The organism is Nisaea sp. (genome assembly GCF_034670185.1).
Lineage (GTDB): Bacteria > Pseudomonadota > Alphaproteobacteria > Thalassobaculales > Thalassobaculaceae > Nisaea.
On the sequence record NZ_JAXMNY010000001.1, the window covers coordinates 1,069,362 to 1,083,503 of the forward strand.

The window sequence follows — 14,142 nt, forward strand, 5'->3', positions numbered from 1 at the left end:
CGGCCGCTGAGCGGGTCAGGACCCGGACTTCGCCCCTTGGACGGCAACGCGGCGCGGATCGCCCTGATATCCCTCGCTTGCGAACGGACCGCCCTGGACCGCCAGGCCGACTTCGTCCCCCGGCTCCGGGACGCCGGAGCTGTCTACTTCGGCAGCCCAGACATCCGATGAGTCTTTTGGCCGATAGCCCAGGCGTCGTGCCGTTTTGTTGTCCCACCAGGTGCGCGAATTGTCGGAAATGCCGTAGACGATCTCATGGTGCAAATCCGGCACCTCCAGCCCGATCCGGCAGAGTTGCGTCAGATCCCCTATGCTGACCCAGGACCCGAGAGTCCTCTGGGTTTCCGGCTTTTCGAAGCACCAGCCGATCCGGATGGAGAGGATGCCAAGGCCATAATTGTCTGCAAAATATTGCGACAGGCCCTCGCCGAAGACCTTGCTGAGCCCATACCGGCAATCGGGGCGAGGGCGCTCCGAGCCGTCCAGTATCTGGCCACGCGGATAAAACCCGATCGCATGGTTCGAGCTGGCGAAAACAATACGTTTTACGCCAGCGTTATAGGCAGCTTCGAAGAGCCGGTATGCGCCGTCTATGTTAGTGCGGAGAATATCGTCCCACGCGTTCTCGACGGACAATCCGCCCAGATGAATGATCCCGTCGACGCCATCGACGATCCGCTCCAGATCCTCCGCCCGGGTGAGGTCGGCTATCGCGATCTCTTCGCCATCTCCCGCTGGTCCCAGATCAACCATGTCGGATACGCGTAATATGGGGTAGGCGCCGGCGAGCGCCTGTCGCATGCGGCGACCGATGCCTCCCCCGGCACCAGTAAGCAGAACTCGTTTCATTGATCATCCAATAGGTATGACTAATTCGCATATTCAGGATATCTAGTGTGATTATTTTGTCTAGAATGAAATTTTACCGGATACGCCATGTCAGCCTGATACCGGGCTCACAGTTCTGCCTGTGCCGACCAGATTCGCAGTCGCGCGGTCTGGAGCATGCGGGACGTCTCTGAAACTGTCGTCTTGGATCAATGGCTTGCAGAACGGCCCTGCACTTTCTTGCGAGCGTCTGCCCCCTATGCCACAACATGCTGTATTGCATTTGGCGACACAGGCTAGGCATTGGGCGCAGAACATGTTGAGAAAAATTCTGGTACTTGCAGGACTGCTTTCGGCAGTCACATTCACCTCAGCCTATGCCACCGGGACGCAGCCATTCGAGGCCTGGGTCGCCGAGTTGAAAGCGGAAGCGGAAAAGCAGGGGATCAGCCGCCCCATTCTGGATCAGGCCTTCGCCGGAGTGGCGCCGATCCCGCGCATCATCGAGCTGGATCGAAAGCAACCCGAATTCACCCTGACATTTGAGCAGTATCTGACCCGTGTCGTGCCGGATTCCCGGATCAAGAAAGGGCGCGCACTTCTCAAGCAGAACAAGGCTCTGCTGGCTGAAGTCTCCAAGAAATTTGGCGTCCAGCCGCGCTTCATTATTGCCCTTTGGGGTGTTGAGACCGATTTCGGCCGGATCACGGGCGGCTTCCCCGTCGTCGCGTCTCTGGCGACCCTGGCTTATGACGGGCGCCGCAGCGCCTTCTTCCGGAAGGAATTGCTGCTGGCACTGAAGATCCTGGAGCAGGGCCATATCGCGCACAGTGACATGAAAGGTTCCTGGGCCGGGGCCATGGGGCAGAGTCAGTTCATGCCCTCCAGTTTTCATAATTTTGCGATCGACTATGATGGCGACGGGCACAAGGATATCTGGGGTACCAAAGCCGATGTCTTTGGCTCTATCGCCAATTATCTGTCCAAGTCCGGGTGGAACGACAGCGAGACCTGGGGCCGGCCCGTCAGCCTGCCTGCGACTTTCGACAAGTCTCTCGTTGATTCCAAAATCACCAAGACGATGCGTGAATGGGAAGCGCTCGGCGTAACGCGGCGTGATGGCACTCCGTTGCCGAGCCGTAACCTGACCAGCCAGCTGATCGTTCCGGGAGACGGAGAACTCGCGCCGGCATATCTCGCCTATTCGAACTATGAGGTCATCCTGAAATGGAACCGCTCTAGCTACTTTGCGACGGCGGTCGGCACACTCGCGGAAGCTATCGGCCAGGAATAGTTCATCGCGAAATTGACCACGATATATGGTAGTATCGCGGTTGAATTTGTATATCCGTTGTAAGTCGGGCGCCAAACGGAACAAAAGGACAGACATGAAATCTCTCGCCACGATCTCGTTCATGACGCTTGCCCTGCTGTTGTCCGCCTGCGCGGAAACGGAGTTCGTGGTCCACACGGCCAAACAGGTCCAGAACGCCACGTCGGATGGCAGACCGCTTGGCCGCTACAAGGTCGGGTCTCCCTACGCGATCAATAACGTCTGGTACTATCCCCAGGTCGATTACGGATATGTCGAAACCGGTATCGCCTCCTGGTACGGACCGAACTTCCACAACAAAGACACCGCCAATGGTGAGGTGTTCGACCAGAACGCTGTCACAGCCGCGCACCGCACCTTGCCGATGCCGAGCGTTGTACGGGTGACCAATCTGGAGAATGGCCGTGCGCTGGTTGTCCGGATCAATGATCGGGGGCCCTTCGCGCATGGCCGGATCATCGATCTTTCCCGCCGTTCCGCGCAGCTTCTCGGATTTCAGCGTCAGGGCACAGCGAAGGTCCGTGTCGAAATCTTGCCTGAAGAGAGCCGCCAGATCGCGGAAGCTTATCAGTCAGGCAAGCCGGTACAGCTCGCCAGCTTGAATACGGCCCCGGTTCCGACACCGACTGCGGCCCCAAGTGTGGGAGTATCCAAAGGGAACGTATCGGAGATACCGGGCACTATTGTTCTGACACCGCCCCCGCCGCCGGTCGTCTCCACAACGCCAAGCCCCGCGGATCAGGGAAGTGCCGTTGATCTCGCCCGCCAGTCACGCAGCCAGACCGTCATTCAATCCCAGCCGGAACAGACCGAGATATTCGTTCAGGCCGGTGCTTTCACGAATGCGAACAATGCGGACAAGCTGACGCAAATTCTGGCCGATGTTGGCCCGGTGCGGATCGATCCGCGCCAGATAGAGGGCAAATACTTCTACCGCGTGCGCCTTGGCCCTCTGGAAAATGTAGAGGATGCGGATCGGATACTTGAGGCCATCATTGGCAGGGGATATCCCGGCGCGCGCGTGATCGTCGAATAGTGCGGGTTAACTGGCCGCTAAAAATTTTGCGGGGCGGGCTTATGTCTCATTTCAATCAAATTTGTGCATTATGTACAAAACTGCTTGGGGCTGTTGAAGCCGAAAACCTGTTGGACCAAAATGTCTCGTCATTCGGACGGGTGGGGATCTCATGACGATAATAGCCGGCAAACTTAACGTGGCAGTCGGACATATGCGCCTTGTACTTGGCGGGGCCGGGTTCCTTGTGGCCTGCCTACTTTGGGCGCCGCAGGCATCAGCGCTCGATACCAGTGCACGTGAAGCCATCCTGATCGACTACGACACCGGCACGGTCCTTTTTCAAAAGGATGCGGACAAGCCGATGCCGCCCGCCTCCATGACGAAGATCATGACGGTTTTCATGGCGTTCGAGCGCCTGAAGGACGGCAGGCTTTCCATGGACGACACCATTGCTATCAGCGAGAAGGCCTGGCGCAAGGGCGGCTCTAAGATGTTCGTGAAGGTGAATACCAGGGTTGCCGTGCATGACATTCTGCATGGCATTATCGTGCAAAGCGGCAATGACGCTGCCATCGCTCTGGCTGAAGCACTTGGCGGAACCGAAGAGGCATTCGCCGCTGAGATGACCAAGCGGGCGCTTGAGATCGGTTTAACCAACAGCACCTTCCGTAACGCGACTGGCTGGCCGGATCCGGAGCACCGGACGACGGCCCATGATCTTTCGCGTCTTGCCATCGAAACCATCCGCCGTTTCCCGGAGTACTATCCGATCTATTCGGAAACGAAATTCACCTACAACAAGATCAAACAAGGCAACCGGAATCCGCTGCTCTATAAGAACATGGGCGCAGACGGGCTGAAGACAGGGCATACGGAAGCCGCCGGATACGGCCTCACCGCGTCGGCTGTCCGGAACGGCAGACGTCTGATCCTGGTCGTTAACGGACTTGAAAGCGTGTCCGCGCGCTCCCGCGAAGGCGAGGCCTTGATCGATTGGGGCTTCCGCGAGTTTGAGAACTACAACCTCTTTGAAAAGGGCGCTGTCGTCGCGGACGCAGATGTCTGGCTGGGGAACTCCAAAACCGTTCCTCTTGTGACCGATAGCGATGTGCTTCTCACGCTCAAGCGGACCGCACGCCAGAAGATGAAAGTCAGCGTGGTCTATGAAGGGCCTATCCCGGCTCCGATCGCCGCCGGCACTCAACTGGCTACGCTGAAAGTCTCGGCCCCGGATATGGATGACGTGACTATACCGCTCTATGCCGGTGACGATGTCGAGCAGCTCGGCGTATTCGGTAAAGTAGGCGCCGCAGTCGAATACCTTGTCTGGGGCAGTGGTGGTTGATCGCGCTGCCCCCGAAAGAGGGCGCTTCATCACATTCGAAGGCGGAGAAGGGGCTGGCAAAAGCACCCAGATCCGCGTGCTGGCAGCGGCGCTGGAGAAAGCCGGGCAGGATGTCTGCCTGACACGCGAGCCCGGAGGCTCTGCCGGGGCGGAACAGATCCGGGAACTGCTTGTCACCGGCGATCCCCAGCGTTGGGACGCCATGACGGAGCTTCTGTTGCTCTACGCCGCCCGGAGGGACCACGTCCGGCGTCTGATCGAACCCGCGCTTGAAAAAGGCACCTGGGTGCTCTGTGACCGGTTCTCCGATTCCACGATGGCCTATCAGGGCTATGGCCACGGGCTGGACCGCGGGAAAATCGCGGATCTGCACAAGATCGTGCTCGGCGCCCTCAGCCCGGACCTGACAATCATCCTCGATCTCGATCCCAAAATCGGTCTCGCCCGCACCCGGATCACGGATGAGGCACACCGGCGCGGCGCGGAGGATCGGTTCGAGCGCATGGAAATCGCATTTCATCAGCGGATGCGGGACGGGTTTCGGGATATTGCTGCAGCAGAGCCGGAGCGCGTGGGCCTGGTCGATGCGGATGTCGATACAGACCGCGTGAGCGAAGCTATCGCCAGGCTCGTCCGCGAACGGCTCGGCGCTCCTCTATGAGCGAAGAACACCGCCTTTCCCTGCCGAGAGAAAACGATACTCTTATCGGTCATGCAGCCGCGGAAACGGCGATGTATGACGCTATTTCCTCTGGACGAATTCCGCATGCCTGGATGATCACTGGGCCGGCCGGGATCGGTAAAGCAACCCTGGCCTACCGGTTTGCCCGCTATGTGCTGTCTGGCGGCGGAGGAGAAGATGAGGGGCCGGGCCTCTTCGGTGATGCGTTACCGCCGCCGGCAGCAAGTCTCAATGTGTTGAGTGACGATCCAGTTTTCGCGCAGATCGCTGCCGGAAGTCATCCGGACATGCTGGTCGTCGAACGCGGCTACGACGAGAAACGCAAGAAGATGCGCGGCGAGATCGTAGTCGACGATGTGCGCAAGATCGGCAGCTTTCTGCGTCTGACCCCATCGCTTGGCGGCTGGCGCGTTGTCATTCTCGACTGCGCGGACGAGATGAATAGGAACGCGGCAAATGCGGTTCTGAAACTGCTGGAAGAGCCGCCGCGGCAGGCCCTCATTTTGCTTGTCAGCCACACGCCGGGGCGGTTGCTGCCGACGATCAGATCCCGTTGCCGGACAGTTCGTCTCGGCCCGCTCTCCGACAGCCAGATCGCCGAGTTGCTGGCTATCCACCAGCCGGAACTCCCGCCGGAAACCGCCGCTACACTGGTGGCTCTTTCCGAAGGCAGCATCGGCCGCGCTCTCGGACTTGCAGCAGAAGGCGGTATTTCCGCGCTGGAGGATATTTTCGGTGCACTTGGTTCCTATCCGCAGCTTCAGGATCTCGGACTGTTGGAACTGGCTGACAGATGGACCAAGCCGGTCAAGGCGGAGGAAAGCGATCCTTTCTTAACGGGTATGAACCTGCTGGACTGGTGGCTCGGCCGCGTTGCGCGTGATGCGGCTGCAGGCCATGCTCCGGTCGATCGTGTGAAAGGCATGGGCGCCGCCGCCCTGAGGCTGACAGAAACCCTCGGCCCCGCCGGTATAGCGGAACGCCGTACACGGATAGCGTCTCTGCTGGGCAAAGGCATTGGCCTCAACCTTGAAAAGCGGCAGTTGCTGATGGATGTATTCTATTCTCTGGCCCCGGATCACGCCGCTTCCTGACGTTTCGTCTTGAAACTGACGGGTGCGAGCGGTACCTCATGACACCAAATTTCACCGACTGTCCGCCTGACGGGACAGCGTCCGCCGATCGGATACTTCCATGAGTGCGCATTATTACCTGACGACGCCGATCTATTACGTCAACGACAAGCCCCATATTGGCCACGCCTATACGACGCTTGCCTGCGACGCACTGGCCCGGTTCAAGCGCCTGGACGGTTATGAGGTCAAGTTCCTCACCGGCACCGACGAGCATGGACAGAAGGTCGAGACCGCGGCTGAGAATGCCGGGATTGACCCGCAAGCTTTCACCGACAAGGTGTCGCAGAACTTCCGCGACCTTGCGGGCGCGATGAACTTTTCGAATGACGACTTCATCCGGACAACGGAAGAGCGCCACAAGAAGGCGTGCCAGACGATCTGGAACAAGTTGCTGGAGAAGGGACACATCTATCTCGGCGCTTATGAAGGCTGGTATTCGGTTCGTGATGAGGCGTTCTTTACCGAGACCGAGGTCGTCGACGGCAAGGCACCAACAGGTGCGCCCGTCGAGTGGGTGGAAGAGCCGAGCTATTTCTTCGACCTTTCCAAATGGCAGGAGCCCCTGCTGAAATACTACGAGGAGCACCCGGATTTCATCGCTCCGTCCTCGCGGCGCAACGAAGTCATGAGTTTCGTGAAGTCCGGTCTGCGCGATCTTTCGGTCTCGCGCACCAGCTTCAAATGGGGTGTGCAGGTTCCGGGCGACGATGCGCACATCATGTATGTCTGGCTGGATGCGCTGACGAACTACATCACGGCCGCGGGATATCCGGATACCGACAGTGCAGAGTACAAGGCCTTCTGGCCAGCGGACCTGCACATGGTTGGCAAGGATATCCTGCGCTTCCACGCGGTCTATTGGCCGGCCTTCCTGATGGCCGCCGACCTGCCGCTGCCGAAACGTGTTTTCGCACACGGCTGGTGGACCAATGAGGGCCAGAAGATATCCAAATCCGTCGGCAACGTGATCGACCCGCTGGAGCTGATCGAGAAATACGGACTCGACCAGGTGCGCTACTTCCTGCTGCGGGAAGTGCCGTTCGGCAATGATGGCGATTTCTCCCACACCGCCATGATCAACCGGATGAACAGCGAGTTGGCGAACGATTTCGGCAACCTGTCACAGCGCGTGTTGTCGATGATTGCCAAGAATTGCGGCGGCACGGTGCCGGCGCACGGTGACTTCACAGACGCCGACAAGGTTCTGATGGATGCTGCTGCGGGCCTGCTCGGTACGCTCCGCCAGGCCTATGACGCACAGGCCTTCAACAAGGCACTCGATCAGGTCTGGCAAGTTGTCGGCGATGCCAACCGTTATGTCGACGAAATGGCCCCCTGGGGACTCAAAAAGACCGATCCGGACCGGATGGCGACCGTGCTCTATGTGCTCGCCGATACCATCCGCGTGCTCGGCGTGCTGATGCAGCCGATCGTGCCCGACAGCGCCTCGACAATGCTGGATCAGCTCTCGCTTGGCGAGGAGGAGCGGAAATTCTCTGCTCTCGCAAACCGGCTCGTGCCGGGAACTGAGCTGCCGAAGCCAAGCCCGGTATTCCCGCGCTATGTCGAACCGGAAACAGCGGAGGCCTGAGTGAACGCGCCGGCTATCGTCGACTCCCACTGCCATCTCGATTTCGAGACCTTCGAGGACGAGCGGGACGAAGTCATTGCCCGTGCCCGCGAGGCTGGTGTTTGCCGCATGGTGACGATCAGTACCCGGATCACGACTTTTCCGAAGATCCGCGCGATCGCGGAACAGTATGACGATGTTTTCTGCTCGGTCGGCATTCATCCGCACCAGGCGGGCGAGGAGCCGGAAGTGTCTGTCGAGGAACTGGTCGAACTTGCGGCGCACCCGAAAGTGGTCGGCATCGGCGAATCCGGGCTCGATTATTTCTACGACAGTGCCCCGCGCGACGCACAGCACCGCAGTTTCACGACGCATATCCGCGCGGCCCAGGAAACCGGCCTGCCGCTGATCGTCCATGCCCGCGACGCGGATGACGACACGGCTGACCTGCTGGAAGCGGAATATGCACGCAAGCCCTATACGGGCGTGTTGCATTGCTTCAGCAGCGGCCGCCGGTTGGCCGAACGGGCGCTGGATATCGGCTTCTACGTCTCGCTGAGCGGTATCATTACCTTCAAAAACGCGGAAGACATCCGCAGCACCGTGCGGGACGTGCCGCTGGACCGGTTGCTGGTCGAAACCGACTCTCCCTACCTCGCGCCGGTGCCGAAGCGCGGCAAGCGGAACGAGCCGGCCTATGTCGCGCATACCCATCAGGCACTGGCCGAACTGCGTGGCGTCTCGGTTGAGGAAATGGCCAGCCTAACGACGCGGAACTTCTTCCGTCTGTTCTCCGAGGTCTCCGTCCCGGCGGGCATTGATCTCAACGACGCGGCCTGACGCTGTCCATGAAAATCACCATGCTTGGATGCGGTCCGTCCTCCGGCGTTCCGGTTGTCGGTGATGGATGGGGGGCGTGCGATCCGGAAAACCCGAAGAACCGCCGCCGCCGGCCATCGATCCTTTTGGAAGAGGGCGGAACTACAGTGCTGGTGGACACCACACCGGATCTGCATGATCAGCTTATCGACGCTCAAGTCACCGATCTGGACGCGATCATCTACACACACAGCCACGCGGACCATGTGCATGGCATTGACGATGTCCGGCCGCTCTGCTGGGGAACGGGCAAGCAGATCCCGGCCTACATGGATGCCGCGACCCGGAAAGATCTCTTCAAGCGGTTCGAGTACATGTTCGAGAAGACGCCGGACAGCCCGCCGCACTTCCGCTCGCCGCTGAGTGCCCGCGACATTGCAGCGGGTGATACGCTGGAGATAGGTCCGCTCTCAATTGAACTATCCGAACAGGATCACGGCCCGAGCGGCACGTCTCTTGGTCTGATCGTGAACGATGTCTTCGCCTATTCAACCGATGTAGCCATATTCACCGATGCTGAGCTGGAGAGGCTGCGGAACATCCCGGTCTGGATCGTTGACTGCCTGCGCATCGATCACGCCCGCAGCCATGCCAATCTCGAGACGACGCTCGGCTGGATCGAGCGGGTGAAGCCGGGCAGGGCGTATTTCACCCACATGGCCGCCTCTCTCGACTACGAAGAGACCCTTGCGAAATGCCCACCCGGCGTTGAGCCCGGGTATGACGGGTTGGTAATCGAGATTTGAAAATACCACGCCTTATGGCGTCATTTCTGAGAGTTATCGGGAGCGATCAATGCTGAAAGTCTGGGGACGGCGCAGTGCCTTCAACGTGCAGAAAGTCATGTGGTTGGCCGCCGAGTTAGGGCTGGAGCATACCCATACAGAAGCCGGTGGCGCGGCGGGAGGGCTGGATGATCCGGCGTTTCGCACCATGAACCCGCACGGCAAGGTTCCAGTGATCGACCATAACGGAACAATCGTCTGGGAATCCCATGCCATTCTGCGCTATCTCGCCGCCGTCTTTGGGGACTCAGCGCTCTGGTCGGATGATCCGGCGACACGATCAGAAGCGGACAGATGGATGGACTGGTCGCAGACCAGCCTTCAGCCCGCATTTCTGACCGGGATATTCTGGGGATATTTTCGCACCCCGGAAGCGCAACGTGACTGGCCGTCTATCCGGGAAAAACAAAAGCTTACGAGCCAATGCTTGATGCGTCTGGAAGAAGCATTGGACGGCCGTGACTTTCTGGGTGGCTCGCAATTTGGGCTGGCGGATATTCCGGCGGGTACAAATCTCTACCGGCTTTTCGGCATGGATCTGGAATGGCCTGCGGTGCCTCGGGTTGAGGCCTGGTATGAACGCCTGAAGGAACGGCCTGCTTACCGGGAGCATGTGATGATCCCGTTTCAGGACCTGAAAGGCCGGACCAGTTTTTAAGTTGTCTAAAGGGCAGCTATTTCGTCATTATTTACAGATGGTTATTTGTCGTTGCTCATTATCTGAATCATATCCTCCCGAGATCGAGCAAACTCCAGTCGGCCGGTTTTCCCTCTGATTCAGCGCGCCTGCGCAACATGCTCCTGAAACCGTTTCGCGCCAATTCGAGATCGAGACGCAGATCGAAGCGCTTCGATACCGTTTCGGCGACATCGAGCAAGGTTTCAAACCCTTCCATGCAGCGCGCTTCGTCACGCGCATTCTGGTTTGCGAGGATAAGCCAGCGTGGTTGCTGGCGCTTCATTGCCTCAACGAACCCGGCCGCACCTGCGGGCCCCGATGGATCGGGCAGAGGCGGGATCACCTCACGGACATAGAACTCCATCCAGCGATCGAAATACCCGCGTAGCTCAAGAACAGGCTCGGCGCCCGCATCAGACATTCCGGCGCAATCCGGCCGCTCGCAATCCGGCCCATCGGAATCCAGCGAGGCAAAACGTTCATAGAGAAGGTCCTCGATGAAAACTTCCAGAAACTCATAAAGCGTGGTCGTCGAGCCTATGGCATGCAGCATGCCCGCGAGTTCCTTGGGGACGACCGTGATGTAATCTTCGCGCTGTGAGCTCTTGTGCGACCGGTTGTGCTCGCCCGCATGCCAGGTGATTACCCGACCAGGTTTCTTCAGAGCATCCTCAAGTGCTATTCTGCCCACATAGAGATCCAGATAATGACTGCGACCGAGGGACCGGAACGCGATGATAGACCCGAATTTGATCGGCGAGTTACAGAAAGATCACCAGAAGCTTCTTCTTACCAAAGAAGAAGCAGCGGATTTTCTTGGTGATCTCGCTGCGCTGTGCCGACAGCACCACGTTCTGCTGCGGACATCGGACGGGATGATCCGCTTCTCCAAAAGCTTCGAGAAATCGGACACACGGACGACCTTCAAGACCCTCGTCGATTCATCAGGTCGGGCGCCTGCAGCGAAAATAGCCCTGAAAGACTAAACGCAAGCCCTGGCGCGTCAGCCAGCATCGGGTGTGTTCTTCCCCGCAAGATGCATCGCCGCAAGATACCCAAACACGAGAGCGGGCCCGAGAGTGATACCTGGACCGGGATAACAGCCGGACATGATCGAGTTCATGTCGTTTCCGCAGGCATAGAGGCCTGGGATTGGCGCGCCGTTCTCTGCGAGCACCCGGGCGTTTCCATCCGTGCCGAGCCCGCCTGCCGTCCCGAGATCGCCCGGTTGCAGTTTGACCGCGTAATAGGGAAGGTCGGTAAGGGGTCGCATGCAGGGATTGGGGCTGGTTTCCGCGTCGCCGACATATTTGTGATAGGCGTTCGCGCCTCGCCCGAAGAGGGTGTCGCTTCCTGTCTCTGCATCCGAGTTGTAGCGGGCAACGGTTTTCGCAAGCGCTGTGGGATCAACGCCGATTTTTGCCGCAAGGCCGTTCAGGTCTGGTGCCTCGATGAGATATCCACTTTTCAGGTAAGGCGCGCGCCGGGCAGTCATTGGTTTGACGGCGCCTAGGCCGTACCGCCAGAGCGAGGTTGAATCGCAAATCAGGTGGCACGGCACTGCGCTCAGTCCCGTGTCGGTGCGCAGCATCGCCGTGACGAACTCATGATAAGAATTGGCTTCATTGGTGAAGCGGCGGCCATCAGAGGCCACGGCGAGCATGCCGGGCTTTCCACGGTCGGTCACCGTGTGCGGGTAGACAGCCTCGGCACCATTATTCCGGCGGAAGGTCGAGACAGGAACCCAGAAAGCATTGCTCTCATTTCCGGCCGGCAATGAGCCGCCGGCAGTCCGGCCCAGAGCCAGGCCGTCACCTGTGGCGCCGGGCGCCACGGCGGAAAGAGGGCCGGCTCTTTCCGGAAGGTAGGTCTGGCGCATCTCCTGATTATGCGAGAAGCCGCCGGTTGCGAGAATGACGCCCCTCCTGGCCCTCACAGTTACGGGGCCGTCCGCGCCCGCTATTTCCACACCGCCAACACCACCGTTTTCCATGAGCAGGCGCGTGACATCGGTTTCCAGAGCGACGGCAACGGAAAGGTCCCTCAGGCTCTTTACCAGCCGTCCCGCGAGTGCATTCCCCAGCACGAGCGTGGCGCCGCGATGCAGGTTAAGACGATGCAGGCCGTATTTAATCAGCAGCATTGCAACGCGGAGGGCCGAACGGGGAGAGCGAAACATGCGCCGGAAATGCGGAATGTCCGTACGGGAGACCATCATGCCGCCAAAAAGCGTGAATTCCGGCAGGGGGTCCCGCAACAGCCGGAAGGCTTCGCCAAGTGTACGGCCATCGAAAGGCCGTGGCTCCAGCACCCGGCCCTTGAGCGTGGCGCCGGGCAGGTCCGGATAATAGTCCGGGTAGAAGGCAAGGGGCGTGAGTTTGACCGCAGTATTTCGGCCGAGATAGGCAATCGCCTCGGGCGCGCGCTCGAGAAAGGTCTGCCGCAGCTTAGCGCCGGGCCGGGAGCCGATCACGGCGTCCAGATATGTGCGTGCCTCTGCCACGTTATCCTCAGTGCCTACGGTCGTCTCTGATGCGCTGTTCGGCGCCCAGACCATGCCGCCGGAGAGTGCCGTTGTGCCGCCCAGCCGGTTTGTTTTTTCCAGAACCAGGACGTTCAGCCCTTCATGTGCGGCGACCGCCGCTGCAGTCATACCTCCAGCACCGGCACCCAACACAATGACGTCATAGTGCTGCGACAGGTCCGCTTTCCCAAAACGCACTTCGGCTCTCCCCCACCGTGGCCGGTTACAGCGAGATGTCCACAATCCGGCTAGATTATTTAACAATGTTAAATACTACTGCGATATAAAGATATAACCAGCCCATATATCTGCTTTTCGCACGGCCTGAGAAGGGTCGATCTTCTCTGCGAGGAAGGTCCCGCTGATGCGGTTCCGGCAGAGTTCCCATTCTCATCTGCAGCCGCTTGTCGATTGAATTTTAGGTGTTTTTGGGGCAGACTCGGTAACATGGGAATGCGCCGGAAGGGCGTGGGATCTTCCTGCCGCGATAGTGAATTTGGACGATGGACGCAGATTTGGTGGAAACACGTAAAGCCGAAAAACCCAGCATTCAGTCGCTGGCGCGGGCATTTTCCATACTCGAGTGTATTGGCCAGTCACCTGGAGGCATTCAGCTTTCCGAGCTGAGCAAGGCGGTCGAGTTGAATAACAGCACCGCCTTCCATCTGGTCAAGACGATGGTTCAGCTCGGCTATGTCCGACAGGACGACAAGAGCAAGAAATACCATATCGGCCGACCTATGTTCCTGCTCGCCGCCGCTGCCCTGAACGATATCGAGCTCTACAATATCGTCAGCCCGATTCTCCACGATCTGGCCCGGGATACCGGGGAAACCTCACATTTCGCGGTCTGGTCGGGAACCAATGTGGCCATTATGGCGCGCAAGGAAAGTTCAAGTCCGCTCAGACTAAGCGAGGGACCGGGGACGATGCGTCCGGCCTATGCGACCGCCGTGGGAAAGGTTCTTTTGGCCCACCTCGGATCGGATCGGCTGGAGAGCTATTTCGAAGATGTCGTGCTGGAACCTCATACGCCCGCAACCATAACGGACAGTCAGAGACTCGTTGCAGAGCTTAGTAAAATCCGTGAGAGCGGCATTGCCTATGACGATGCGGAACTCTTTGCTGAAGTGCGCTGCGCGGCAGTTCCCGTTGTTGATTTTCGCAACAATCTGATCGGCGCCATTGGTATTTCCGGCCCGGTCTGGCGACTTTCTATCTCTGAGTTACAGGACAAGCAGGCAATCTTGCGAGCCGCTGCCGACCGGGTAAGCAAAGCACTCGGCGCGCCGGCCCTCCAGTAGATCTTTTAAACAGCTTCGATTTTTAGCGCGTTGGCGGGCTATCGCTCTGCCGATCCCTG

General features: G+C 59.1%; 14 protein-coding genes. 11 read left to right on the forward strand and 3 right to left on the reverse strand.

Features of this window, described 5'->3' with window-relative positions; translation table 11 throughout:
- Window positions 1–15 precede the first annotated feature (15 nt).
- Window positions 16–849, reverse strand: coding sequence for an NAD(P)-dependent oxidoreductase (locus VOI22_RS05060; RefSeq protein WP_323795472.1), 834 nt, complete (start codon window positions 847–849; stop codon window positions 16–18).
- A gap of 295 nt (window positions 850–1,144) precedes the next feature.
- Here VOI22_RS05060 and VOI22_RS05065 point away from each other — a divergent pair, with 295 nt between their 5' ends.
- The 9 genes from VOI22_RS05065 to VOI22_RS05105 all read left to right on the forward strand — a co-directional run bounded on the left by VOI22_RS05065 (window position 1,145) and on the right by VOI22_RS05105 (window position 10,234).
- Window positions 1,145–2,122, forward strand: coding sequence for a lytic murein transglycosylase (locus VOI22_RS05065; RefSeq protein ID WP_323795473.1), 978 nt, complete (start codon window positions 1,145–1,147; stop codon window positions 2,120–2,122).
- Between the two features lie 94 nt (window positions 2,123–2,216).
- The gene (locus tag VOI22_RS05070) at window positions 2,217–3,197 is read left to right on the forward strand and encodes a septal ring lytic transglycosylase RlpA family protein (protein ID WP_323795474.1); all 981 of its coding nucleotides are present in this window, start codon (window positions 2,217–2,219) and stop codon (window positions 3,195–3,197) included.
- Window positions 3,198–3,348: 151 nt separating this feature from the next.
- Entirely contained in the window at window positions 3,349–4,524 is a 1,176-nt protein-coding gene (locus VOI22_RS05075; protein WP_323795475.1) for a D-alanyl-D-alanine carboxypeptidase family protein, read from the forward strand.
- Window positions 4,517–5,185 (forward strand): dTMP kinase, encoded by a 669-nt coding sequence (tmk, locus tag VOI22_RS05080; RefSeq protein WP_323795476.1) that lies wholly within the window; start codon window positions 4,517–4,519, stop codon window positions 5,183–5,185. Before VOI22_RS05075 ends, tmk begins: the two co-directional genes overlap by 8 nt.
- Window positions 5,182–6,300, forward strand: a complete 1,119-nt coding sequence (locus tag VOI22_RS05085) for a DNA polymerase III subunit delta' (protein ID WP_323795477.1) — start codon at window positions 5,182–5,184, stop codon at window positions 6,298–6,300. Before tmk ends, VOI22_RS05085 begins: the two co-directional genes overlap by 4 nt.
- A gap of 100 nt (window positions 6,301–6,400) precedes the next feature.
- Window positions 6,401–7,933, forward strand: a complete 1,533-nt coding sequence (gene metG, locus VOI22_RS05090) for a methionine--tRNA ligase (RefSeq protein ID WP_323795478.1) — start codon at window positions 6,401–6,403, stop codon at window positions 7,931–7,933.
- Complete coding sequence (locus VOI22_RS05095; protein ID WP_323795479.1) at window positions 7,934–8,752, forward strand: TatD family hydrolase; 819 nt, start codon at window positions 7,934–7,936, stop codon at window positions 8,750–8,752.
- An 8-nt stretch (window positions 8,753–8,760) separates the two neighbouring features.
- Entirely contained in the window at window positions 8,761–9,537 is a 777-nt protein-coding gene (locus VOI22_RS05100; protein WP_323795480.1) for an MBL fold metallo-hydrolase, read from the forward strand.
- A 49-nt stretch (window positions 9,538–9,586) separates the two neighbouring features.
- Complete coding sequence (locus tag VOI22_RS05105) at window positions 9,587–10,234, forward strand: glutathione S-transferase family protein (RefSeq protein ID WP_323795481.1); 648 nt, start codon at window positions 9,587–9,589, stop codon at window positions 10,232–10,234.
- A 67-nt stretch (window positions 10,235–10,301) separates the two neighbouring features.
- Here the strand turns inward: VOI22_RS05105 and VOI22_RS05110 are convergent, their stop codons facing one another.
- Window positions 10,302–10,946, reverse strand: coding sequence for a hypothetical protein (locus tag VOI22_RS05110; RefSeq protein ID WP_323795482.1), 645 nt, complete (start codon window positions 10,944–10,946; stop codon window positions 10,302–10,304).
- A 43-nt stretch (window positions 10,947–10,989) separates the two neighbouring features.
- Here VOI22_RS05110 and VOI22_RS05115 point away from each other — a divergent pair, with 43 nt between their 5' ends.
- Entirely contained in the window at window positions 10,990–11,241 is a 252-nt protein-coding gene (locus VOI22_RS05115) for a hypothetical protein (protein WP_028465072.1), read from the forward strand.
- Between the two features lie 17 nt (window positions 11,242–11,258).
- On the opposite strand, the gene VOI22_RS05120 is transcribed toward VOI22_RS05115, so the two are convergent.
- On the reverse strand, window positions 11,259–12,977 hold the full coding sequence (locus VOI22_RS05120) for an FAD-dependent oxidoreductase (protein WP_323795483.1): 1,719 nt from the start codon (window positions 12,975–12,977) through the stop codon (window positions 11,259–11,261).
- Between the two features lie 320 nt (window positions 12,978–13,297).
- Between VOI22_RS05120 and VOI22_RS05125 the strand changes: the two genes are divergently transcribed.
- Window positions 13,298–14,083: an IclR family transcriptional regulator gene (locus tag VOI22_RS05125; protein ID WP_323795484.1), complete on the forward strand. Its 786-nt coding sequence runs from the start codon at window positions 13,298–13,300 to the stop codon at window positions 14,081–14,083.
- The last annotated feature ends 59 nt before the right edge of the window (window positions 14,084–14,142 follow it).

What these genes read in the sequence shown, in the direction of transcription:
- VOI22_RS05060 (WP_323795472.1), bottom strand. Translation starts at nt 849, where the DNA reads ATGAAACGAGTTCTGCTTACTGGTGCCGGGGGAGGCATCGGTCGCCGC.
- VOI22_RS05065 (WP_323795473.1), top strand. Translation starts at nt 1,145, where the DNA reads ATGTTGAGAAAAATTCTGGTACTTGCAGGACTGCTTTCGGCAGTCACA.
- VOI22_RS05070 (WP_323795474.1), top strand. Translation starts at nt 2,217, where the DNA reads ATGAAATCTCTCGCCACGATCTCGTTCATGACGCTTGCCCTGCTGTTG.
- VOI22_RS05075 (WP_323795475.1), top strand. Translation starts at nt 3,349, where the DNA reads ATGACGATAATAGCCGGCAAACTTAACGTGGCAGTCGGACATATGCGC.
- VOI22_RS05085 (WP_323795477.1), top strand. Translation starts at nt 5,182, where the DNA reads ATGAGCGAAGAACACCGCCTTTCCCTGCCGAGAGAAAACGATACTCTT.
- metG (WP_323795478.1), top strand. Translation starts at nt 6,401, where the DNA reads ATGAGTGCGCATTATTACCTGACGACGCCGATCTATTACGTCAACGAC.
- VOI22_RS05100 (WP_323795480.1), top strand. Translation starts at nt 8,761, where the DNA reads ATGAAAATCACCATGCTTGGATGCGGTCCGTCCTCCGGCGTTCCGGTT.
- VOI22_RS05105 (WP_323795481.1), top strand. Translation starts at nt 9,587, where the DNA reads ATGCTGAAAGTCTGGGGACGGCGCAGTGCCTTCAACGTGCAGAAAGTC.
- VOI22_RS05115 (WP_028465072.1), top strand. Translation starts at nt 10,990, where the DNA reads ATGATAGACCCGAATTTGATCGGCGAGTTACAGAAAGATCACCAGAAG.